This is a genomic window from Bradyrhizobium sp. 44, from assembly GCF_023073095.1.
GTDB lineage: Bacteria > Pseudomonadota > Alphaproteobacteria > Rhizobiales > Xanthobacteraceae > Bradyrhizobium.
Window position 1 is genome coordinate 118,050 of record NZ_JADPIY010000027.1, and the last position, 21,445, is coordinate 139,494.

Annotated in this window: 20 protein-coding genes; 11 read left to right on the plus strand and 9 right to left on the minus strand. The window is 63.3% G+C overall.

All coding sequences use genetic code 11. The features are described 5' to 3' along the window. Positions 1-36: 36 nt before the first annotated feature. The 6 genes from IVB41_RS25545 to IVB41_RS25570 all read right to left on the minus strand — a co-directional run bounded on the left by IVB41_RS25545 (position 37) and on the right by IVB41_RS25570 (position 7,137). On the minus strand, positions 37-1,287 hold the full coding sequence (locus IVB41_RS25545; protein ID WP_247436047.1) for an ABC transporter substrate-binding protein: 1,251 nt from the start codon (positions 1,285-1,287) through the stop codon (positions 37-39). 32 nt (positions 1,288-1,319) lie between these two features. Then, entirely contained in the window at positions 1,320-2,027 is a 708-nt protein-coding gene (locus tag IVB41_RS25550; protein ID WP_027568080.1) for an ABC transporter ATP-binding protein, read from the minus strand. Then, positions 2,014-3,792, minus strand: a complete 1,779-nt coding sequence (locus IVB41_RS25555; RefSeq protein ID WP_035961532.1) for an ABC transporter permease subunit — start codon at positions 3,790-3,792, stop codon at positions 2,014-2,016. The genes IVB41_RS25550 and IVB41_RS25555 overlap by 14 nt, the downstream gene beginning before the upstream one ends. After that, positions 3,789-4,724 (minus strand): branched-chain amino acid ABC transporter permease, encoded by a 936-nt coding sequence (locus tag IVB41_RS25560; protein ID WP_027568078.1) that lies wholly within the window; start codon positions 4,722-4,724, stop codon positions 3,789-3,791. The genes IVB41_RS25555 and IVB41_RS25560 overlap by 4 nt, the downstream gene beginning before the upstream one ends. Positions 4,725-4,818: 94 nt before the next feature. Then, entirely contained in the window at positions 4,819-6,213 is a 1,395-nt protein-coding gene (locus IVB41_RS25565; protein WP_247436050.1) for an MmgE/PrpD family protein, read from the minus strand. Between the two features lie 30 nt (positions 6,214-6,243). Next, positions 6,244-7,137 (minus strand): NAD(P)-dependent oxidoreductase, encoded by an 894-nt coding sequence (locus IVB41_RS25570; protein WP_247436054.1) that lies wholly within the window; start codon positions 7,135-7,137, stop codon positions 6,244-6,246. Positions 7,138-7,398: 261 nt separating this feature from the next. On the opposite strand from IVB41_RS25570, the gene IVB41_RS25575 reads away from it, so the two are divergent. Genes IVB41_RS25575 through IVB41_RS25585 form a run of 3 tightly spaced genes read left to right on the plus strand, consistent with a single transcriptional unit; the run spans position 7,399 to position 10,070 of the window. Continuing rightward, the gene (locus IVB41_RS25575; RefSeq protein ID WP_245287799.1) at positions 7,399-8,751 is read left to right on the plus strand and encodes an MmgE/PrpD family protein; all 1,353 of its coding nucleotides are present in this window, start codon (positions 7,399-7,401) and stop codon (positions 8,749-8,751) included. A gap of 28 nt (positions 8,752-8,779) precedes the next feature. Beyond that, on the plus strand, positions 8,780-9,166 hold the full coding sequence (locus IVB41_RS25580; RefSeq protein ID WP_027568074.1) for a carboxymuconolactone decarboxylase family protein: 387 nt from the start codon (positions 8,780-8,782) through the stop codon (positions 9,164-9,166). 19 nt (positions 9,167-9,185) lie between these two features. Beyond that, the gene (locus IVB41_RS25585; RefSeq protein WP_247436058.1) at positions 9,186-10,070 is read left to right on the plus strand and encodes an N-acyl homoserine lactonase family protein; all 885 of its coding nucleotides are present in this window, start codon (positions 9,186-9,188) and stop codon (positions 10,068-10,070) included. A 586-nt stretch (positions 10,071-10,656) separates the two neighbouring features. Here the strand turns inward: IVB41_RS25585 and IVB41_RS35955 are convergent. The 3 genes from IVB41_RS35955 to IVB41_RS25595 form a co-directional block, all read right to left on the minus strand. Further along, complete coding sequence (locus IVB41_RS35955; RefSeq protein WP_081747877.1) at positions 10,657-10,773, minus strand: hypothetical protein; 117 nt, start codon at positions 10,771-10,773, stop codon at positions 10,657-10,659. A gap of 465 nt (positions 10,774-11,238) precedes the next feature. Further along, positions 11,239-11,826 (minus strand): ANTAR domain-containing response regulator, encoded by a 588-nt coding sequence (locus IVB41_RS25590; RefSeq protein ID WP_027568073.1) that lies wholly within the window; start codon positions 11,824-11,826, stop codon positions 11,239-11,241. Further along, entirely contained in the window at positions 11,823-12,998 is a 1,176-nt protein-coding gene (locus IVB41_RS25595; RefSeq protein ID WP_027568072.1) for a transporter substrate-binding domain-containing protein, read from the minus strand. The genes IVB41_RS25590 and IVB41_RS25595 overlap by 4 nt, the downstream gene beginning before the upstream one ends. A gap of 408 nt (positions 12,999-13,406) precedes the next feature. Here IVB41_RS25595 and IVB41_RS25600 point away from each other — a divergent pair, with 408 nt between their 5' ends. The 8 genes from IVB41_RS25600 to IVB41_RS25635 all read left to right on the plus strand — a co-directional run bounded on the left by IVB41_RS25600 (position 13,407) and on the right by IVB41_RS25635 (position 21,386). Continuing rightward, a complete protein-coding gene (locus tag IVB41_RS25600) occupies positions 13,407-14,807 on the plus strand; it encodes an amidase (protein WP_027568071.1) in 1,401 nt (466 codons plus the stop codon). A 17-nt stretch (positions 14,808-14,824) separates the two neighbouring features. Next, positions 14,825-15,823, plus strand: a complete 999-nt coding sequence (locus tag IVB41_RS25605; RefSeq protein WP_027568070.1) for an acetamidase/formamidase family protein — start codon at positions 14,825-14,827, stop codon at positions 15,821-15,823. Positions 15,824-15,857: 34 nt separating this feature from the next. After that, positions 15,858-17,093: an urea ABC transporter substrate-binding protein gene (locus tag IVB41_RS25610; RefSeq protein ID WP_247436061.1), complete on the plus strand. Its 1,236-nt coding sequence runs from the start codon at positions 15,858-15,860 to the stop codon at positions 17,091-17,093. 99 nt (positions 17,094-17,192) lie between these two features. After that, on the plus strand, positions 17,193-18,059 hold the full coding sequence (locus IVB41_RS25615; protein ID WP_035961530.1) for an ABC transporter permease subunit: 867 nt from the start codon (positions 17,193-17,195) through the stop codon (positions 18,057-18,059). A gap of 12 nt (positions 18,060-18,071) precedes the next feature. Continuing rightward, positions 18,072-19,142, plus strand: a complete 1,071-nt coding sequence (locus IVB41_RS25620) for a branched-chain amino acid ABC transporter permease (protein ID WP_081747876.1) — start codon at positions 18,072-18,074, stop codon at positions 19,140-19,142. Between the two features lie 2 nt (positions 19,143-19,144). Then, entirely contained in the window at positions 19,145-19,864 is a 720-nt protein-coding gene (locus IVB41_RS25625; RefSeq protein ID WP_027568066.1) for an ABC transporter ATP-binding protein, read from the plus strand. Continuing rightward, positions 19,854-20,579, plus strand: a complete 726-nt coding sequence (locus IVB41_RS25630; RefSeq protein ID WP_081747872.1) for an ABC transporter ATP-binding protein — start codon at positions 19,854-19,856, stop codon at positions 20,577-20,579. The genes IVB41_RS25625 and IVB41_RS25630 overlap by 11 nt, the downstream gene beginning before the upstream one ends. Positions 20,580-20,624: 45 nt before the next feature. After that, complete coding sequence (locus tag IVB41_RS25635; protein WP_027568064.1) at positions 20,625-21,386, plus strand: SDR family NAD(P)-dependent oxidoreductase; 762 nt, start codon at positions 20,625-20,627, stop codon at positions 21,384-21,386. Positions 21,387-21,445 lie beyond the last annotated feature (59 nt).

The following is a 21,445-nucleotide window of genomic DNA, read 5'->3' on the forward strand; positions in this document are numbered from 1 at the left end:
GACAATTCTCCTCCCCGGAAAAATTCTCGCAGCGCTTTATGATTTCTTCGGCCAGAACGGTTGCGCTTGCGCGAGCTCGGGCGGATAAACGGTGACAGGCACGCCCGATTGCCATTGCACGATGACGACGCCGGCGCCGACGCGGCGGCCCTTCTCGTCGAATTTGAGCTGGCCGCCCGGATAATATTGCGACGGGCCGGCATCCATGGTGCGGAAGGCCTGCGCGACCGAATTGCGGTCGGCCTTGCCGGCCTTTTCCAGCGCCTCCTTCATCAACCACATGTCGCCATAGGTCGAGATGACGTTCTGCGTCATCCAGGGCTCCTTGTATTTGGTCTTCAGCTCGGCGATCAGGGCCTCGTGGCCTTTCGAGCCCCAATTGGCGACGATGGTCATAATGCCCTGCACGGTCTCCGGGCTCACGCTCTGGAGCATGTCGGGCTCGGCGATGGTGATGCTGAAGGACACCGTTGGGATCTTGCCCTGGCCGAGGCCGAACTCGCTGATCTTCTCCAGCCCGAGCTTGGCATCGGAGACCGCGTTCGGCATGAATAGCAGCAGGTCGGGCTTGGCCGAGCGAACCTTCTGGATCAGCGGCGTCGCATCCGATAGCGGCGGGGTCCAGACCTCCTCGACGACGAGTTGCAGGCCTTCCTGCGCCAGCAGCTTTTCCTTGAGCGCCTTGGCGGTCGCAACCGAGGTCGCGGTATTGTCCATCAGCATCGCCACGGTCTTCGGCTTCTTGCCCGACGCATTCTCGGCGAGCTTCATCAACGTCGGCAATCCAAGCTCGGATTGGCGGCTCGCCGTTGCCGCGGTCTGGAAGATGTATTTGAAGCCGCGATCGGTCAGCAGGTCCGAATAGGACAGCGTCAGCACCGGCAGTTCGGCGCGCTCGGTCACCTCGGTCACGGCGAGGGTGAAGGAGGAGAGATAAGAACCGGTGGCGGCGACGAGGTCGGGCTCCTGCGCCACCATGCGCTGTGCCGCGTTCTTGGCCTTCTCGGTGGTGTCACCGCAGTCGATCACGACCAGCTTCAGCTTGGCGCCGCCGAGCGCCTTGATGCCGCCCTGCGCGTTGATGTGCTCGATGCCCATCTCGGCGCCCATCTTCATGACCTGGCCGGGGCGGGTGTAGATGCCCGACAGCGGCACGATCAGCCCGACCTTGACTTCGGCCGGTGTTTGCGCGCGTGCGACGCCGGCGAGGCCGATCGCGGCAGCGCCGGACAGCACGGTACGGCGCGTCAATCCTCTTGATGTCTTGCCTCTCGATGCCTTGTTCATTTGTCGTCTCCCTGGTCTTTTGTTTTTGTTCGTCACATGCCGAGATAGGCTTTTCGCACGCGGTCGTCGGCGCGCAGCGTGTCGTTGTTGCCTTCGAGCACGACGCGGCCGGCTTCGAGGACATAGCCGTGATCGGCTGACTCCAGCGCCTCCGCGACGCGCTGCTCGACCAGCAGCATGGTCAGCCCGGACTGGCGCCGGATATCGATCAGCCGCTCGAAGATGAAATCCGCGGTCGACGGCGCGAGCCCCATCGAGGGCTCATCCAGCATCAGCAGCTTCGGCGAGGAGGCGAGGCCGCGGCCGATCGCGAGCATCTGCTGCTGGCCGCCGGACATCGTACCGGCGAACTGGGTGCGGCGCTCCTTCAGCACCGGCAGCCACTCGAAGATGCGTTCGATATTGGCCGGCCAGTCGCGCCGGCCGCTTTCGGTCATCGCGCCCATCTCCAGATTCTCCATCACGGTGAGTGACGGGAACACCTGGCGCCCCTCGGGGACGTGGGCGATGCCGAGATGCGCACGCTGCGGCGGAGGTACCGCGAGGAGATCGACGCCGTCGAACCAGATGGCTCCGCCGCTCGGCTTCACGATGCCCGAGATGGTCTTGAACAGCGTGGTCTTGCCGGCGCCGTTGGGACCGACGATCGCGACGAACTGACCTGCGCCGACGTTGATCGACACGCCGTTCAGGACCGGTTTTGCCGAATAGCCCGCGCTCAATCCCTCAATTCGCAGCATGGCCCGCCCATTTTTTGCCGAGATAGGCCTCGATCACACGGCTGTCGCGCGTCACCACCTCGGGCAGGCCCTCGGTGATGACGGCGCCGTGGTCGAGCACGAGGAAGCTGTCGACCAGGCGGACCATCGCCTGCATGGTGTGTTCGATGATGGCGATGGTCATGCCGTTGCGCGCGAGCTGCTGGATCACGGCGACGACCTCATCCGCCTCGCCGTGACCCAGGCCCGCGAGCGTCTCGTCGAGCAGCAGGATGCGCGGCTGGCCGGCGATTGCGCGGGCGAGCTCCATCAGCCGCAGTTCCTTGGTCGAAAGCTCGCCGGCGACGCGATCGGCCACGGCGGAGAGTCCGACGCTGGCAACGGCATCGGCCGCGAGCTTGCGAGCCTCTGTGTCGGTGCGGGCGCGCACATAGGCGCCGACCACGACATTGTCCAGGATCGACATGCGCAGGAACGGCCGCATCACCTGAAAGGTGCGGCCGATGCCGGCCTCGCAGATCACATGCGGCCGCTGGCCCGACATGTTGCGGCCGTCGATCAGCACCTCGCCCTGGCTCGGCTTCAGGAAGCCGTTCAGGAGATTGAACAGCGTGGTCTTGCCGGCGCCGTTCGGGCCGATGATGCCGAGGATCTCGTTCTTGTGCAGCTTGAAGCTGACGTCCTGCACGGCCTTGAGGCCGCCGAATGAGCGCGAAAGGTTGCGAACCTCGAGCACGACCTCGCCGGTCGCTGTACGTTGCCGCGCGGCGGGCTTCAGCGCCGTGACCTTGACCGCGGTCGTGTCCGGGGCGGCGCTGGCCGCCGCCGTGGGGGCATTCCGCTTGCGCAGGAGATCGCGCAGTTTCCAGAACAGGCCTTCCGGCGCGAGCAGGATGACGCAGACGATGGCAATGCCGAAGATCACGCCCTGAATGCCGGGGATTCGCGCGCCGGCCTCCGCGTGCAGGATCTCGGCAAGCGGGATCAAGATCACCGAGCCGATGACCGGGCCCCAGACCGTGCCGACACCGCCGAACATCGCAACCGTGAGCGCCTGAGCCGATACCAGCATGCCGAACACCGATGCCGGGGTCACGACCAGCAGCACCTGCGCATAGAACCCGCCGATGGTGGCGGCGATCGCGCCGCTGAGCATGATCGCGCGCAGCTTCCACGCCAGCGTGTTGATCCCGGCAGCTTCAGCCGCGGCCTCGTTCTGCTTGATCGCGAGCAGCGCCATGCCGAAGCGCGAGCGCTCGATCATTTGCGTCAGCACGATAGTCGCCAGCATGATGGCGAGCCCCAGCAGCGTGTAGATGTGGGGATCGGCGAACTGCATATAGGCGATCGGCGCATCGCGCTTGATCGGGAGCGTCACCTCCTGAAAGCCAAGCCATTCGAACACGTAGAGAATCGCGAGCGGATAGGCGAGCATCGCGAGCGCGAAGTAGTGGCCTTGCAGGCGGAAAGTCGGAAAGCCGATCAGGAGCCCGGCGATGCCGCCGAGCATGGCGGCGATCGGGATCAGCAGCCAGGGCGAGATGTCGAAATAGATCTGCCCGAGCGCGGTCGCGTAGGCGCCGATCCCGAAGAAGGCCGCGTGGCCGAACGAGATCAGCCCGGTGTAGCCGCTGAGCAGATTCCAGGACAGGCCGAACACCGCCCATACGGGCACCAGCGTCAGGATCAGCTGGTAATAGGAGTTGCTGACGCCGAGCGAGATCCCGGCATAGGCGAGCGTGAACAGCAGGGGAGGCAGCAACGATCGCAGCGGGAGCATGGTCATGTCCTCTCGACCATGCGCCCGAAGAAGCCTTGCGGGCGGAAGAAGATGATGAGGAGGAAGACGGCGAAGATCGCGGCGTTCTGCAGCTGCGTCGGCAGGATCAGCGTCGACATCTGCTGCACGAGGCCGATCGTCATGCCGCCCCAGAAGGCGCCGATGATGCTGCCCATGCCGCCGAGCACGACGCCGGCATACATGACGATGACGTATTCGAGGCCGACGAAGGGATGGAACGGATAGTTGGTGGCGAGCAGGCCGCCGGCAATCGCGGTGATGCCGCAGCCGAGCGCGAAGGCGGTGCGATGCGCGCGGTCGACGTCGATGCCCATATAGGTCGCGGCGGTTGGATTGTCCGCGGCGGCGCGCAGCGATTTGCCGATCCGGGTCCGCGTGATCAGCAGCGACAGCAGCATCATGATCGCCAGCGAAACGATCGCGTCGATGCTGCGCGCCTTGTTGAGGAAGATGCTGATGTCGAGGAACGGAATAAACTCCCACGCCGAGCTCGACAGCGGCGTGCGGATCGAAGCCAGCACCGATCCGAACACGATGAGGCCGCCGTTCTGCAGGATCAGCGCGATGCCGAGCGTGAGGATGAGCTGGGCGTAATGGCCATCACCCTCGAGCGAGGCGGTACGCGTACCCGAGACGCGCGAGATCAGAGCCAGATGGACGAAATAGCCGAACACGGCCAGCACCGGCCCGGCCAGGATAATCGCGACGAACGGTCCGACCGTATTACCGAACAGCGCCTGGATGCCGGCCGTGGTGAAGAGATAGAAGGCGGCATACATGCCGAGCATCATGAAATCGCCATGGGCGAAGTTGATGACGCGCATGACGCCGAAGATCAGGCCGAGCCCGACGCACATCAGGCCGTAGACGGCGCCGATCAGGAGGCCCGCGGCGAGCGCTTGCAGAAATCCTTCCATCAGCCCCGCCTCCGCGCAGCAGTCGTGCTGATTGCTGACGATGCCAAGCTGGTCTCCAGATCGACCATGTTTCCCCCGTACTCTCCGGCATTTCTTATGATGCCGATCGTAAAACCCGTTCCGTCGTGTCCAAACGGCATTGCGCTGCGATGACACCGGCGTTGCCGAGCTGCTCGCAGTCGTCGATGAGTTGCTCGAGCCGGTGCGCACGGTCCTCGCCGAGCGCACGGCCGGCGGCAGCGCGAAAGCGCGCGCGGATATCTGAAGGCGTCGCGGCGATGATATCGGGCAAAGCGTGCCGGATCGTCCGGCCGCTGCGCAGATGCACGGTCACGTCCGCGCCCTGCTTGCCGGGAAAGGCGGCGGTGAAGCCGGGGTCTGCCTTGAGGTCAGTGACCGAAACCAGGCGGAGGATGTCGGCATCATCGAGGTCGGAATAGTTCTCTTCCTCGATGTCGCCCCGTGCGAGCGTCGCGGCGACGCTGAAGGGAATACTCATCTTGGCCTGGAGCGCTTTGCGGTAGGGCCCCGTGGAATCGCAGCCGGGATAGCGAACGGCGGCATCGGGGACGCGAATGACGACGCGGTCGATCTCGCCGGCGTCCGCAAGCTCAAGTGAGACGCGAAGCGCCGCCTGCGCCGCGGTCTGCGCGAAATTGCAGGCTGGAACCGGCTTGTTGTAGACGGCCATGATCTCGCACTCGCCATCCGGGAACAGTGCGATGCTGTCGGGCGCGGCCTGGCGGCGATAGGCGGCGAACAGGCCCGCTTCGCCTTCGAGGATGGTCTCAGAGCCGAACGCGCCGGCCGCGGCAAGCCCGACGGCCTTCATCGCATTGCCGGCTGCAAAGCCTGGATGAAAATACATGTCGGAGCCGCCGGCATGCGGCCACTCGTTCAGTCCGCTGGACGTGTTGGCCGCGATCGCGATGGCGCTGGTCGCGGCATCCTCGGAAAGGCCAAGCGCAAAACTTCCCGCCAGCGCCGCGCCGGGCGGTGTCACGAGGCCGGTCGGGCGATAGAGGCGCGCGAGATCGGAGGTCAGCAGCGCACGGCCGATCCGCGCACCGGTCTCGTAGCCGATGATGGCGGCGGTCAGCAGCTTCGCCCCGTGCAGCGGCGTCTGCTCGGATAGGGCGAGCAGGGTCGGCCAGATCACGACGCCGTGGTGGGCGATGCTGGCCGCATGCATGTCTTCCCGCACCAGGCCGTGTCCCATCACGGCATTGGCGAAGGCGGCGTCGGCCGGTGAGGAGAGCTGCGACGTCCCGATGATCGTCGCGCTGCCACTGCCTTGCGCGATCGCGACCGCCTGACGGCTCCAGGGATGGTTGCCTGCTTCGAAAGCGCAGGACAAAAAGTCGAGCAGACAGAGCTTGGCCTTGGCGACGACGTCCGGCCCGAACTCACCGAGATCGAGCGCAAGCACGCTCCGCGCCATCTGGCGCGCGAGCGAGACCTTGCCTGATACGGTCGGGCCGATCGTCATCGCAATCGCTCTCCCTGAATGTATGCGTGATCAGCCGCGCATTTCGACGCCGGCCCACTCCTCGAGCACCTTGGCGATCGAGGTGAAATCCGATGCCGCGCCGTATTTAGCGTTGGTGATCGCGAGCATCTGCCGCACCACCGCGCCGCAGACCATCGGCACGCCCATGGCCTCGGCCTCGTCGACGCAAAGCCGGACGTCCTTGTAGGAGAGGCCGGTGGTGAAGCCGAAATCGAACGTGCCCGGTAGCACCGCGCGCGGGAATTTGTCCTCGGACGCACTGTTGCGGCCGCTGCTGGCGTTGATGATGTCGATCAGCACCTTTGCGTTGACGCCGCCCTTGACGCCCATCGCGACCGCTTCCGACGTGATCACCAGCGCCGCGGCCGCCATCAGATTATTGGCGAGTTTGGCCGTTTGCGCCACGCCGGGCTTGTCGCCGGTATAGAACAGCTTGCCGAAATTCTTCAGGATCGGCTGCACGGTCTCGTAGGTCGCTTGCGGGCAGGACACCATCACGGCCAGCGTGCCGTTGATGGCGCCCTTGATGCCGCCGCTCACGGGCGCGTCGACCAGCGTCATGCCCTTGGCTTTCAGGCCTTCCGCGACGATCTTCGCCGCGCCGGGTCCCGAGGTCGACAGATCGATGACGATCTTCGCGCGGCTGCCGCTGCTGATGCCGTCCTGGCCGAGCGTGACCTCCTTGACGATGTCGGGCGTCGGCAGGCTGGCGAGCACGATGTCGGCGCGGGAAGCAACGTCGGCCGGCGATTTGCAAAGTTGCGCGCCGCGTTTCACCAGCGGCTGGGTCGCCTCGCTTTGTGTGTCATAGATGACGAGCGAATAGCCCGCATCGATCAGTCGCCCCGCCATGGGGCCGCCCATGCGGCCCGTGCCGATTACGCCGAGAATCTCTCCCGCCATCGTCTACTCCCTGTCGCGCGATCCCGTGCCGGGCGCGCCTTCTTGATCTTGTGGCCGATATTCCGGCCGACCGTTTTCGCCGGCCGGCCGTATCAACCGCCGTCGTCGTGGCCGCGGCATCTCGCGCCAACGGTCGGATTGTTATGATTGTCAGACAAGCTGTCAAGCATAACATTTGGGGTCGACAGTTTGCCGCGGATCGGCATAAGGTCCGGGAAAACGAGGAAGACGCCCCGCGTGCCGCAAGATTCAATTCCGAGTGTGAGCAGGACGCTCGCCGATTTCGTCGAGTCCTCGTCATGGACTGACGTGGAGGCGCAAGGCCTTGAGGCGCGGCGATCGATCCTCAATTTCTTTGCGACCGCGCTCGGCTCTGCGCGCGATCCCGTGGTCACCGCGGCAATGCGCACGCTGTCGCCGTTCAGCGGTGCCGCGACATCGACGGTGATCGGCCACTCCGAGCCGATGGACGCGCTGTGCGCCTCGTTTCTCAATGCCCTCTCTGCGAACCTGCTCGACTTCGACGACACCCATCCTGGGACGATCATTCATCCAGCAGCACCAGTTGCCGCACCGATACTGGCACTGGCGGAGATGCGTAAGCTCTCGGGGCGTGAGGTCTTGAGTGCCTTCATCCTCGGCGTGGATGTCGAGTGCCGCATCGGCAATGCGGTTTCGCCGCGCCATTACGCACGCGGCTGGCACATCACCTCGACCTGCGGGATTTTTGGCGCGGCGGCGGCGTGTGCGAAATTGCTGGGATTGCCGGCTGAGGGGATTGCGAACGCGATCGGACTGGCGGCGAGCCAATCGGCCGGCAATGTCGAGAACCTGCCGAGTGCGGCGAAGAATCTCAGCGTCGGCAATGCGGCACGTAACGGATTGTTCGCCGCATTGCTCGCGCAGCAGGGCTATGACGCCGCGCCGCGCGCCATCGAAGGTCCGCTCGGCTGGGCCCGCACCATGGGCGACGAGCCTGATCTCGCCCGGCTGTTCGACGGCCTCGGCAAGACCTGGGAGATCGCGAAGAACACCTACAAACCCTATCCCGCCGGCATTGTGTTCCATTCGGTGATCGACGCCTGCCTGCTGCTGCGCGAACGCATGGGTCTGCGGGTCGATCAGGTCGAGTCGGTGACGGTGCAGGGCTCGGCGCTGCTGCTCGCCCGCGGCGACCGCCCCGTCAACAACGAGCGCGATGCGCGGGTCAGCATCCATCATTGCGTGGCGTGCGGATTGCTGCTCGGCGCGGCCGGCGTTACCGAATTCGCAAACGAGAGCGTGATTCGTTCCGACATCGCGCAGTTGCGGCAGAAAGTGAGGGCGGAGTTCGACGGCGGGATGCCCGACGGTGCCGCGCGCGTGATCTTGCGCCTGTCGTCCGGTGATGTCCTCAGCGAGGCCGTAGTGTCGCCTCGTGGTAGCCGGGATGCTCCTCTCACTGACAGTGATCTCGAGGCCAAGCTGCGCGAAGGCGTGCGGTCCGGTCGAAGCGATTGGGATGCGGACCGTGTCATCGACGCGGTCTGGCGATTCGATATGGTGGACGACGCCGGCCATCTCCTGCAATCGCTGCGACCGCAATCGGCGTCGCTCGAAACAACTTCCAACTAGACTCTCTCAAGACCGGAAAGGGACGATCATGAGCAAGACCGAACTATTCGAAAAGGGCCTCAAGGTTCGCAAAGAGGTGCTCGGCGAAGACTATGTCAACAAGTCGATTGCCGGAGCCGACGACTTCACGCGCGCGATGGCGGAATGGTCGACCGAATTCTGCTGGGGCGCCTTGTGGACGCGACCTGGCGTCGACCGGCGCACACGCTCGATCGTCAATCTGGCGATGCTCGGCGCCTTGAACCGACCGCACGAGCTGAAGCTGCACGTCAAGGGCGCCTTGAAGAACGGGCTGACCAAAGAGGAGATCAAGGAGATCCTGCTCCAAGTTGCCGTCTATTGCGGCGTTCCGGCCGGAATCGACGCGTTCCGCAATGCGCGCGAGGCCTTCAACGAGGTCGATGCTGCCTCCTGAGCCGTTGAATGGACGCCCCATGGCCGACCCGGAATACGAGCTCTTCGCCATCCGTTACGCAACGCGCGACGCGCAGCGGAGCGAGCACTTCATCGGCCGTGATCCGCATGATGGACCAATGCCGATGGACTATTTCATGTGGCTGGCGAGGGGCGGCGGGCGCTCTTTCGTCATCGATACCGGGTTCAATGCCGAAATCGCGAAGCAGCGCAGGCGGACCTTCCTGCGCTGCCCGGTGGAGACGCTGCGCGCGTTCGATATCGATGCCGCCGACGTCCGGGATGTGATCCTCACGCATCTGCACTACGACCACGCCGGCAATTTCGACCGGTTTCCGAACGCACGGTTTCACCTCCAGGAGCGCGAGCTCGCCTATGCGACCGGGCGCTACATGCAATATCCGCGGCTGTCGCATTCCTTCGAGGTTGACGATGTCTGCGGGATCGTGCGGCTGAACTACGCGCGCCGTGTGCTGTTCTATGACGGCGACGCCGAGATCGCGCCCGGGTTGACGGTCCACGCGGCGGGCGGGCATTCGGCCGGCCTCCAGTTCGTCCGCGTCAACACGCGCCGTGGCCCCGTCGTGCTCGCCTCTGATGTCAGCCATTTCTACGAGAACATGACCAGCGAGCGTCCGTTCACGACGGCGTTTCACGTCGGCGACATGCTGGTGGGGTTCGACAGGCTGCGCGCCGCAGCACCTGACGCGGACCATATCGTTCCCGGCCATGATCCGTTGGTCATGAAGCTTTACCCGGCACCGAGTTCCGACCTGAGCGGCGTCGCAGTTCGTCTGGATGTGCCGCCGTCGGGGCCAGCTCATTCTTGGGAGGTCGAGAGAGGCAATGCCAGAAACAATGAAGATCAGGCGCCGTGCGAGCGCTCAAGAAATGAGTGTGACTAAGGAAGACGGAGTGTGGTCGGGCGCGCCAGGTGGCCGCGGTAAATGCGCACGACGTCGTCTGCGGCCGGCGCGGAATACGTCACGGTCTTCATTGTGCCCAAGTGTCCGTGCTCGTCGCGGCACCCGAGCAGAGTCCTCGCGCACGGATGCTTCACGCGGATAGTCTCGACGAGCTGTTCCAGTTCCGTGGTGCTTCGCTTCCGTCGTATCCCCTGGAGGGCGCCGCCATGTTTGGGGGATCATCTTGAAGGGGACGCCGAGTTGTCTAAGCAATGGTTTGCGGAGTCAGATATCGGTTTGTCGGAAAATTTGTGTGAGAAATTCGGCGGATGACAATATAACTACCTGCCCTCGAGGAGCGGGGCCCGTTTCTCCATTGAATGATAGGATCCCTTCGGCGGTCCTGGGTACCGACGAGTTGATTGTGGGCGTTGATTCCGAAGTACATCGCGGAGCGGAGATCCATGCGCCCCTAACGTCATGGAGCGCTTGGCCTGTCGGATCGAGAGCGGGGCGTTCCGCGCGATCTTGCCCGCGGTCGTCAGTGCGTCGTCCATGGACCTGCCCGGTGCGCAGAGCCGGTTGACTACGTCCCATTCGAACGCCTGTTCTGCGTCAACGGCTCGCCGGTCGGGATGATTTCGGCCGCGCGAGCAAAGCCGATGGCCCGTGGTAGGGTCTGTGTGCCGCCTCCACCAGGCATGATCCCGATCGTGACCTCCGTGAGAGCAAACGCGCCGACGGTACGGCGTAGGCAAAGTCGCACAACAGCATAAATTCGAAGCCGCCTGCGTAGCGGCTCCGTTGGCGGCCGCAATGATCGGAAGCGGGCAATCGAGCATACCCAGCATCATGCACTCGAACAAAGCGTGCTGCTTGTTCCAGATACGTCCGACATGCCGCGACGCTCCTTGAGGTCGACGCCGGCGCAGAACGCGGTCTACGCTGCCGGTCAGCACCATGCAGCGCCAGGTCGCCGGATCGGCGTTGATGCGCGTGAACAAGTCCACTATCTCGTCGCCCATCTTGGTGCTGATGGCGTACGTGCGTCCGGGCGATTGAAGCGGATGACGAGAACGTTGCCGATCTTGGATTGCCAAATTCGCCTCAGCCCCGGCCTGGAGCCGGTCACCTCGCCAAACCATCCGAAGGAGATGCTGGCCTGAATCTAGCCGGTTGCGCGCGGGAGCATGCCCTTTGACGTGATCTCCGCCGAAAGCTCCTCAATCGTCTTGCGCTGCTCCATGGCCGCTCTTCGGATCAGCGCAAAGGCGGCGGGCTCGCCGAGCGCGTGCGAATGCATCACTTGGAGAACGGCGGCCAGCACGATGCGGCGCGAGCGAAGGCGATGCTCGAGCTTGAGCACCTGCTGTTTCAGTTCGTTGGTGCGCTCGTTGCGCTCGAACGCCATGACGAGCGCCGCGTAGATGCCGGCCGAGCGCAGCGGCTTGACCAGGAACGAGGCCGGATCGAGCTCGAACACCAGCTTCAGGCGGCTCGGCGTCTCGGTGCCGAGTAGGGCGATGACCGGCGATCGCGCCAGCAGCGCGCGTTGCGCCGGTTGCAGCAAGGGCAGGAACTCGTCGTCGATCAGCGACAGGTCCGGCGTGGAATCGAGCGGCGCGTCCGGCGTCCACGCGATGCCTTCGATGCCGAGACGTTCGAACTGGCGTCGCACGATGCTCGCGTCGCGTTCGTCCTTGATGGCGACGAGCGCTTTGCGTCCGCGCAGCGAAAATGAAGACCGTCTGCTCATTTTACAACCCGCAAACGCGGCGCATTCGGCAATGTGCCGGCCGCCGAGGTTTCCCTCGCCGGGCCGACGGCAACGTCGAGCTGCGTCAGGTAAGGATCAGGCTTAACAGGCGCCTCGGCTTCCCAGAAGATATCAAATTGTCCTTGCGGATTGGATACGGCAAGCCGCGGTGTAAGGACGCAATGGTTGTTGCCGCCGTCGATCCACACCGGTCCTTGCGGCGAATTGTAGCGATGTCCCGCCGCGGCGCGCCGCACCTCTGCAATGTCCGACGTGCCCGCGCGCTGCAGTGCGCGCGCCAGCAGATAGACCGCCACATAAGCGGATTGTCCGTCAACGGAGGGGCTGCTGTCCTCGCCATAGCGCGCCTTCCAGCGCGCGACGAAGGCGCGGTTCTCCGGCAGGCGGATGCTCTCGAAATAGGCGGATGACGTGATGCAGCCGGCCGATGCTGGTCCGACGATCGACAATTCCGGCTCGCACAAACTGCAGCTCAACATGGGAATCTCGAGTCCCGCAGCCTTGGTGCCGGCATGGAAGGCCCGAATGAAGTCGTAGCTCGAGCTTCCGACGAGCGTGTTGAACACGATCGGCGGCTTGCGGCGGACGATCTCGTCGACGATGTGGCCGACTGCGCCTTCGCCGAGCTCGAGCAGCCGTTCCGCCAGGATATGGCCATCTGCCGCGCTGACCAATTCCCGGGTGACGCGATTGGTCTCCCATGTCCAGACGTAGTTAGAGCCGACGCAGAAGATCTCCCGCGAGAGGTTGTCGAGCACGTAGCGGACGAGGGGCAAGACGTTGTGATTGGGCGAGGCGCCGACATAGATGACGTTGTCGGAGCACTCGAAGCCCTCATAGCGCGCAGGATACCAGAGCAGGCGATCAGTGCGCTCCACAATCGGCAGGACCTGCTTGCGCGAGGCCGAGGTGTAGCAGCCGATGATGTGCTCGACGCCGACATTGCGGATGAGATCGTCGCAGACCGTATGGTATTCCGAGATGATGCCGTGGGGATCGCGAATATGGGGAACGATCGTGAAATCAAACTCCGCCTGGTTGTTGATCTCGTCGACCGCCATCACCGCGCTCTTGAGGATCTCGCGCCCCATGGCCTGATAGGGGCCGGACTGCGAGCAGATGACGCCAACGGGAACAGACGGTTTTGTCATTGACGACTTTCAGTAGTGCAGCGCGAAGATGAAATCATCTTCGGCGACAACAGTGCAAGTGGCTTGCCGCTTTGCTGCGCAGCACTATCGAAATTTAGGCAGAGAGCATCGTTGACAATGCGATAGGCAGTTACTTAGACTTTTCTCCTACAGGGATTCCTGTCGAACCTCGCGTGCGCCGATCTGGCCGATGACGTCCAGCTCCTTGCACTAAGTGCTTCGTTCGAGTTCGGACCCTAAGCGATAGATCATAGCCGCGGCATTTGAGCCATTCGTCACCTCATTCGGGAGGGACGGGTGGTTTTTTTCGTTGCCGCCAGGGAGGCTGGCGATGCGCCGTGTCGCCAGAACGGTGACGCATGCGCGAGTGGCGGCGCTGCGTCACGTCGAGTGTGAGGATGAAGAACGATGGCGGCAACGGATCTCCCCTATCTCGGGCTCGTCGATGTCGGACAGAAGATCCAGGCGAAGGAGCTGTCACCGGTAGAATTGACCAAAGCGATGCTCGGGCGGATCGAGAAGCTCGACAGCAAGCTCAAGAGCTTCGCGCATGTGATGGCCGACTCTGCGCTCGCCGATGCCGCCACGGCGGAAAAGGAGATTGCTTCCGGCAGGATCAAGGGGCCGCTTCATGGTGTGCCGTTAGCGGTCAAGGATCTATGCTGGGCCAAGGGTGCCCCAGCGGCGCATGGCATGACTATTCATCGCAATTTCCGTCCCACCGAGGACGCAACGGTGGTTGCGCGGTTGAAGGATGCCGGTGCGATCATCCTCGGCAAGCTGCAGCAGACCGAGGGCGCCTACGCCGACCATCATCCGAAGATCGATCCGCCCAAGAACCCGTGGAACGCGGAGCTCTGGCCCGGCGCATCCTCAAGCGGCTCAGGCGTCGCAACCGCGGCAGGCCTTTGCTTCGGTTCGCTAGGCACCGATACCGGCGGATCAATCCGCTTTCCGTCCGCGGCCAACGGCGTCACCGGGCTCAAGCCGACCTGGGGACGTGTCAGCCGCTACGGTGCGTTCGAGCTGGCGGCGACGCTGGATCATATCGGCCCAATGGCGCGGAGCGCGGTCGATTGCGGCGCGATCCTCGGTGTGATCGCGGGCCAGGACCCAAAGGACACCACGTCGGTTCCACTGTCGGTGCCGGATTATCTCGCAAGACTGTCCGGTGACCTGCGCGGCGTGACGATCGGTGTCGACCGGCGCTGGACCAGCGAAGGCACCGATGGCGACGCCGCCAAGGTGCTGACCGAGGGGTTGCGGGTGGCGGCTGATCTCGGCGCAAAGATCAGGGAAATCTATTTCCCAGATCCCAAGGCGGTAATCGACGACTGGTTCCCACTTTGCGGTATCGAGGTCGCGGTCGCCCACGAGGACACCTATCCTGCGCGCAAGGACGAGTACGGTCCGGCGCTCGCGGGCCTGCTCGATCTCGGCCGGCAACAATCCGGCACGGACTATCAAAAGATCGTGCTCCGGCGCGAAGCGTTTCGCGGCGCGGTGCGCGTGCTGTTCGAGACGGTCGACCTCATCGCGGTCCCGGCACAAGCCTTCGCCGCGCCCACGCTCGGTAAGATGGCGGCACTCGGCGAGGACGCCTCGCTGATCGCTGGACTGCTCCGATTCACATGCCCGTTCGACATGACAGGAAGTCCAACCGTAACGCTTCCCGGCGGCTTCGCAGCCAACGGCGGTCCGGTCGGCTTCCAGTTCGTCGGGCGTCATTTCGACGAGGCCAGGCTCGTTCACGCAGGCGATGCGTTTCAACGTGTCACCGACTGGCACAAGCGTCATCCCGAGATCTGAGTTTAGGAGCTATTCGTATGTCCGCAGAAGACTGGTTGAAGAACTCCATCATGGCCAAGCGCGCAGTCGCAAAGGGGGCGACCGGCGCGACGCATAGTCTGACGATCGAGCAGCAGGGCAGCTTCCACTACGTCTACGGTCCGTATGCCAAGCCCACGTTGTCGATCGATCCGGGCGGGGTGGTCGTCGTCGAGACGGAGGACGCTTTCGGTGGCGTGCTCACCAAGGAGAGCGACAGCCCGACGGCGAAACTGAACTTCCCCTATCTCAACCCGCAATGCGGACCGATCGCGGTCAAGGGCGCCAAGAAGGGGGATTGCCTCGCGATCTATATCCGCGACGTCGAGACCCGTGGCGAGCAGCCGGCTGGCACGACCTGCATCATCCCGGAATTTGGCGGACTGGTCGGAACCGCCTCGACGGCCTTGCTTAATCCGCCGCTGCCGGAGCGCGTCAAGAAGCTGCATGTCGACAGGAAAGGTGTGCGCTGGAGCGAGAAGATCACGCTGCCCTACGAGCCGTTCATCGGAACCATCGGCGTCTCGCCGGAGATCGAGGCGATCTCGTCGCTACAGCCGGATTACCACGGCGGCAACATGGACCTGCCTGATGTCGCTCCTGGCGCGATCATCTATTTTCCGGTGCATACAGATGGCGGGATGCTCTATGTAGGCGACTGCCATGCGACGCAAGGCGACGGCGAACTCTCCGGCGTGGCGATGGAGCAGCGCGCGACCGTCACGTTGCAGGTCGATCTCATCAAGAACTGGAGCTTCGCGTGGCCCCGACTTGAGACGAAAGATTTCATCATGACGATCGGCAGCGCGCGTCCGCTCGAGGACGCGGCGCGTATCGCCTATCGCGAGCTCGTGCGGTGGATGGCGGCCGATTACGGCTTCGACGAGATCGACGCCTACATGCTGCTCAGCCAGGCCGGCCGCATGCGTCTCGGAAACATGGTCGACCCCAAATACACCATGGGGGCATCGATCCTGAAGAATTACCTCAAGCCATGACATTCAACCATATTCAAAGACAGGGGACATCACGATGAATTCCGGACGTAGAATTGGTATCGCTCTGCTCGGTGCTTTGCTCGGAACGTCAGCGGTGGGGATTGCTCAGGCAGCTGAGCCGCTTAAAGTCGGTCTGCTCGAGGACGTGTCAGGGGATCTCGCCTTTATGGGCATGCCGAAGCTGCACGGCTCTCAGCTCGCCGTCGAGGAAATCAACAAGAGCGGCGGAATCCTGGGGCGGCAGATCGAGCTGATCCACCTCGATCCGCAGGGCGACAACGCGCGCTATCAGGAATTCGGCCGCCGTCTGCTCAATCGCGACAAGGTCGACGTACTGATTGGCGGCATCACCTCCGCATCCCGCGAGGCGCTGCGTCCGATCGTCGACCGCACCTCGACGCCCTACTTCTACACCAACCAGTACGAGGGCGGTGTCTGCGACGCCAGCATGATCAGCATGGGCGCGGTTCCTGAGCAGCAGTTCTCGACGCTCATTCCGTGGATGGTCGAGAAGTTCGGCAAGAAGGTCTACGTCATCGCCGCCGACTACAATTTCGGCCAGATCTCGGCCGAGTGGAACCGCAAGATCATGAAGGATCTCGGCGGCGAAGTTGTTGGCGAAGAGTTCATTCCACTCGGCGTCTCGCAGTTTGCGCAGACCATTCAGAATATCCAGAAGGCGAAGCCGGATTGGTTGCTGACGATCAACGTCGGTGCTGCCCAGGATTCGTTCTTCGAGCAGGCGGCCGCTGCCAACCTCAACCTGCCGATGGGGTCTTCGATCAAGGTCATGCTGGGCTTCGAGCACAAGCGGTTCAAGCCTCCGGCGCTCAACAACATGCACGCCACCGCGAACTGGTTCGAGGAGATCGACACGCGCGAAGCCAACGAGTTCAAGAAGCGCTGGCACGCCAAATTCCCGGACGAGCTCTACATCAACGATATGGGCTACAACGCCTACAATGCGCTCTACATGTACAAGGCGCTGGTCGAGAAGGCGAAGTCGACGAAGCTCGAGGATATGCGGAAGGTCATCGCAACTGGTGATGCCTGCATCGACGCGCCCGAAGGCAAGGTCTGTATAGATCCGAAGAGCCAGCACACATCGCACCGTATGCGCCTGATTTCGGTCGGACCCAAGCACGAGGTGACGGTGGAGAAGGACTACGGAGTGATCCAGCCCTATTGGCTTGGCGAGATCGGCTGTGATCTCACCAAGAAGAACGACAAGGATCAATACACGCCGAGCCATCTCCCGAAGAAGTCGTGACGAGCAACGGGCACGGATCTTGCTCGTGTTGAATGTCACGGGTCTTGGACAAAACCGGCGCCGCGACGATGCGGCGCCGGGATCGGCAAAGGGATCAAGATGTCGGCCGAAGTGTTCTCGCTATTCTATCAGTTCGCCGACGTGTTTGCGTTCCTCATTCTTTCGGCCGCGGGCCTCGCCATCGTGTTCGGCATGATGGGCGTCATCAACATGGCGCATGGCGAGTTCATCATGTGCGGCGCCTATGTGACAGTCGGCCTGGTGAATCTCGGCGTGCCGCTCGCGATCGCCCAGATCCTTGCCGCGGTGACGGCAGGGCTCATCGGCATCCTTGTCGAGTTCCTCGTCGTGCGGCGCTTCTACAAGCGGCCGTTGGATTCTCTCCTCGCGACGTGGGGCCTTAGCCTCATCGTGACTCAATCGATGCTCCTGATCGTAGGTTCTGCCGTACGGGGCATAGGAACGCCAGAGGGAAGCTTCGCAATAGGTGGCTATACGTTTTCGACCTATCGTCTGGTGCTGTTCGGTTGCGCGGTGGCCGTGCTCGCCGGTCTTTACATCATCTTCATGAAGACACGGTTCGGCGTAATCGCCCGCGCTACCATGCAGAATGCCGCGATGGCAAAGGCGCTAGGCGCACGCACGGGCCGCATCTATGCGATCAGCTTCGGGATCGGCACTGGCCTCGCCGGGCTTTGCGGGGCGCTCTACGCGCCGACCATGACGCTGATCCCGACCATGGGCGCGACTTTCGTGGTCGAAAGCTTCGTCACCGTCGTGATCGGAGGAGCGAACGTGCTGCTCGGAACGGCGCCAGCCGCAGTGTTTCTGGCGATGATCCGGATGGCGCTGAATGCGAGTTACGGTCAGATCATCGGACAGATCGGCATGCTGGTGGCCGTCATCCTGATCATTCGGGTATTACCTGAAGGTCTGTCCAGCGTTCTGGTTCGCCGTGGGCGCTAAAGGGAAATGTTGATGCTCAAGCTGCTGGAAGGCCCGCAGACGCTCGGACGTGGCAAGATCTTCTGGTCCTGCTTCCTTGCTGTGCTCTCTGGCTCGCTGACCTATCCGTTGTTCGCCGATTCCTACGACGTCGGAAATTTCGCCTACTTCCTGATCTGGATATTCATGGCACTCGGCCTTTGCCTGATGTGGGGCTATGGCGGGATGCTATCATTCGGCCAGACCCTATTTTTCGGCATCGCCGGCTACGGCTACGGCGTGCTCGCAATCAACATGGGTGGCGGCACGGCAACGATCGCCGCGCTTGCACTCTCCGTGGTGCTCGCGATGATCGCGGCGGGCATTCTCGGTTACTTCATGATCTGGGGCGGTATCAACGGCATCTTCTTCGGCATCGTGACGCTTTCGGCGACGCTGGTGCTGGCCTTCTTTCTCGGCCAGACTGCCGGACCGGAATGGCATATTGGCCCGGCGCGGCTGAACGGCTTCAACGGCATGAAGGGCATGGACCCGCTGGCCGTCGGCGACTTCTATATCGAGGGATCGGCGCTCTACTATGTCATGATCGCGTTGATCGTGATCGTCTATCTCGCGCTCCGGATGCTGGTGAATTCGGGGATCGGCAACGTCATCGTGGCGACGCGCGAGAACCCGCAACGCGCGGAGATGCTGGGCTATGACGTCCGCAAGTATCAGTTGCTGACATTCGTGATCGGCAGCGGTCTCGCGGGCCTCAGCGGCGCGCTCTATACGTCCTGGGGGCAGTTCATCACGCCGTCCAGTATCGGCCTGCCGGCGGCGGCGATGCCGATCGTTTGGGTGGCCTTCTCGGGGCGCAGCGATCTGACGGCGACGCTGATCGGGTCGTTCCTGCTGCTGTTCGGCTTCCAGACCATCACGGTCTACAGCCAGCAGGCTGCGCTCGTGCTGATGGGCGCGTTGCTGCTGGCGACGGTGATGCTGGCACCGCAGGGCTTTGTGCTCGGTATCGGTAAGCTCGCCGCGGACTGGTGGAGCGGACGCCGGGGCGACGACGGCGCGGTCACCGCTGAGGCCGATAGCCTGCAATCGGAAGGGTCCTGATCATGGCTCTGGTCGAGGTCAAAGGCGTCTCCAAACGCTTTGGCGGATTGACCGCCGTCTCCGGCGTCGACCTCACCGTCAATGCCGGCGAGGTCCACTGTTTGATCGGGCCCAACGGCGCCGGCAAGAGCACGTTGTTCAAGCTGATCGTGGGTCTCTATCCCCCGACCGAGGGCAGCATTCTGTTCGACGCCGTCGATATCACCAGGGAACGTCCCTACGCGCGCGTGCAGAGGGGCATGAGCATCAAGATGCAGGCACCGAGCGTGTTCAAGGAACTGCCGGTCAGACAGAACATCCAGACCGCGCTGCAGGATCGCATGTCCGGTGTGGAACGCATTGTCGAGGAAGACCGCCTGATGGCGCTGCTCGATCTCACGGCGGATAGTGACAAGCTCGCGGGCGCTCTGTCGCATGGCCAGCAGCAATGGCTTGAGATCGGGATGGCCCTGGCGCTGAAGCCGCAGCTCCTGCTGCTGGACGAACCGACGGCCGGAATGTCGCCGGAGGAAACCTTCAAGACCGGCGAGTTGATCAAGTCGTTCAATGCCGAGGGTATGACGGTGCTGGTCGTCGAGCACGACATGGCCTTTGTCCGCCAGGTCGCGCAGCGTGTCACCGTGCTGCATCTCGGCAAGATCTTCGCGCGCGGCGACCTCGGAAGCATTCTACAGGACGAGAAGGTGGCGGAAATCTATCTGGGTAAGACCCATGCTCACTAAGCCACACTCCACTGACCGGATTCTGGACGTATCGGAGCTTTGGGCCGGATATGGCGCGACGCCGATCCTGCAGGGGGTGACCATGTCGGTCTCGCGCGGCGAGATCGTCGGCGTGATCGGGCGCAACGGCGTCGGCAAGTCGACACTGATGCGGTGTCTGATCGGCCTGCTCCAGACGTGGCGCGGCACGATCAGTTTCATGGAGCAGGACGTCACAAAGCTCGAAGCCGACGCGCGGGCGAGGGCGGGCTTCGGCTACATCCCACAGGGACGCGACGTGTTTCCGCAGATGACTGTTGAGGAGAATCTTCAGGTCGGCGAGCTCATCGGCGGCCCCCGCGGCAAGAAACTGCCGGAGCTCGTCTATGAGTATTTTCCGCGCCTGAAGGAGCGCCGCCGGCAGGCCGCGGGCACCATGTCGGGTGGTGAGCAGCAGCAGCTCGCGATAGGCCGTGCGTTGATCGGCAATCCGTCCCTCATGATCCTGGACGAGCCGTCCGAGGGCATCCAGCCATCGATCGTCCAGCACATCTGCGAGGCGCTGCGGTCGTTCCGCAACGAGCTCGGAACCACCATCATCTTCGTCGAGCAGAACCTCGACACGATTCTGGCGATCGCCGAGCGCTGCTACATCATGGAGAAGGGCAAGATCACGCAGTCGCTGGCAGGCGCCGAGGTCAACGAGGACAACGTCCGCGAACAGCTTCTGCTCTGAACGGCAGCATGCGTGTCTTGAAGTCGTCGATAGGGAGGAATGAACATGGATCTGGGACTCAAGGGAGCAAGGGTTCTCGTCACCGGCAGCACCAAGGGCATCGGCAGGGCGATCGCCGACACGTTTGCGGCCGAAGGCGCCAATGTCGGCATCTGCGCACGCAACCAGACCGACGTCGACAACGCGGTCACCGCGATGAAGGCGAAGGGCGTCGCCGCGTTCGGCAGCTCGGTCGACGTTTCCGACGGCCCGGCGCTCAAGGCCTGGGTCGAGGATATGGCCTCCAAGCTGGGCAGCATCGACATCGTCGTTGCCAATGTCAGCGCGCTGTCGATCGGGCAGGACGAGGAGAGCTGGGAGAAAGAATTTTCCACCGACATGATGGGCACGGTGCGGCTGGTCAATGCGGCGATGCCGTATCTGGAGAAGAGCAAGGCCGCCGCAATCGTCACGATTTCCAGCGTGTCGGGCCGCGAAGTCGATTTCGCAAGCGGACCCTATGGCACGTTCAAGGCAGCGATCATCCATTACACGCAAGGGCTCGCGTTCCAGCTTGCCGGCAAAGGCATCCGGGCCAACTCGGTGTCGCCGGGCAATACCTATTTCGAGGGCGGTGTCTGGGACCAGATCAAGGATGGCAATCCCGAGCTGTACAAGACCGCGTTGGCGCTCAACCCGACCGGGCGTATGGGCACGCCGCAGGAAATGGCGAACGGCGCGGTGTTCCTCGCCAGCAAAGCGGCGAGCTTCATCACCGGCACCAACCTAGTGGTCGATGGTGCGCTCACGCGCGGAGTGCAGTTCTAGGCGCATCCAGAGCCGCGCAGACGGGACCGAGCCGTCAGCGGCCCGGTGGGCAAGGCCGT

What these genes read in the sequence shown, in the direction of transcription:
- IVB41_RS25545 (WP_247436047.1), bottom strand. Translation starts at nt 1,287, where the DNA reads ATGAACAAGGCATCGAGAGGCAAGACATCAAGAGGATTGACGCGCCGT.
- IVB41_RS25550 (WP_027568080.1), bottom strand. Translation starts at nt 2,027, where the DNA reads ATGCTGCGAATTGAGGGATTGAGCGCGGGCTATTCGGCAAAACCGGTC.
- IVB41_RS25555 (WP_035961532.1), bottom strand. Translation starts at nt 3,792, where the DNA reads ATGACCATGCTCCCGCTGCGATCGTTGCTGCCTCCCCTGCTGTTCACG.
- IVB41_RS25560 (WP_027568078.1), bottom strand. Translation starts at nt 4,724, where the DNA reads ATGGAAGGATTTCTGCAAGCGCTCGCCGCGGGCCTCCTGATCGGCGCC.
- IVB41_RS25565 (WP_247436050.1), bottom strand. Translation starts at nt 6,213, where the DNA reads ATGACGATCGGCCCGACCGTATCAGGCAAGGTCTCGCTCGCGCGCCAG.
- IVB41_RS25570 (WP_247436054.1), bottom strand. Translation starts at nt 7,137, where the DNA reads ATGGCGGGAGAGATTCTCGGCGTAATCGGCACGGGCCGCATGGGCGGC.
- IVB41_RS25580 (WP_027568074.1), top strand. Translation starts at nt 8,780, where the DNA reads ATGAGCAAGACCGAACTATTCGAAAAGGGCCTCAAGGTTCGCAAAGAG.
- IVB41_RS25585 (WP_247436058.1), top strand. Translation starts at nt 9,186, where the DNA reads ATGGCCGACCCGGAATACGAGCTCTTCGCCATCCGTTACGCAACGCGC.
- IVB41_RS35955 (WP_081747877.1), bottom strand. Translation starts at nt 10,773, where the DNA reads ATGCCTGGTGGAGGCGGCACACAGACCCTACCACGGGCCATCGGCTTT.
- IVB41_RS25590 (WP_027568073.1), bottom strand. Translation starts at nt 11,826, where the DNA reads ATGAGCAGACGGTCTTCATTTTCGCTGCGCGGACGCAAAGCGCTCGTC.
- IVB41_RS25595 (WP_027568072.1), bottom strand. Translation starts at nt 12,998, where the DNA reads ATGACAAAACCGTCTGTTCCCGTTGGCGTCATCTGCTCGCAGTCCGGC.
- IVB41_RS25600 (WP_027568071.1), top strand. Translation starts at nt 13,407, where the DNA reads ATGGCGGCAACGGATCTCCCCTATCTCGGGCTCGTCGATGTCGGACAG.
- IVB41_RS25605 (WP_027568070.1), top strand. Translation starts at nt 14,825, where the DNA reads ATGTCCGCAGAAGACTGGTTGAAGAACTCCATCATGGCCAAGCGCGCA.
- IVB41_RS25610 (WP_247436061.1), top strand. Translation starts at nt 15,858, where the DNA reads ATGAATTCCGGACGTAGAATTGGTATCGCTCTGCTCGGTGCTTTGCTC.
- IVB41_RS25615 (WP_035961530.1), top strand. Translation starts at nt 17,193, where the DNA reads ATGTCGGCCGAAGTGTTCTCGCTATTCTATCAGTTCGCCGACGTGTTT.
- IVB41_RS25620 (WP_081747876.1), top strand. Translation starts at nt 18,072, where the DNA reads ATGCTCAAGCTGCTGGAAGGCCCGCAGACGCTCGGACGTGGCAAGATC.
- IVB41_RS25625 (WP_027568066.1), top strand. Translation starts at nt 19,145, where the DNA reads ATGGCTCTGGTCGAGGTCAAAGGCGTCTCCAAACGCTTTGGCGGATTG.
- IVB41_RS25630 (WP_081747872.1), top strand. Translation starts at nt 19,854, where the DNA reads ATGCTCACTAAGCCACACTCCACTGACCGGATTCTGGACGTATCGGAG.
- IVB41_RS25635 (WP_027568064.1), top strand. Translation starts at nt 20,625, where the DNA reads ATGGATCTGGGACTCAAGGGAGCAAGGGTTCTCGTCACCGGCAGCACC.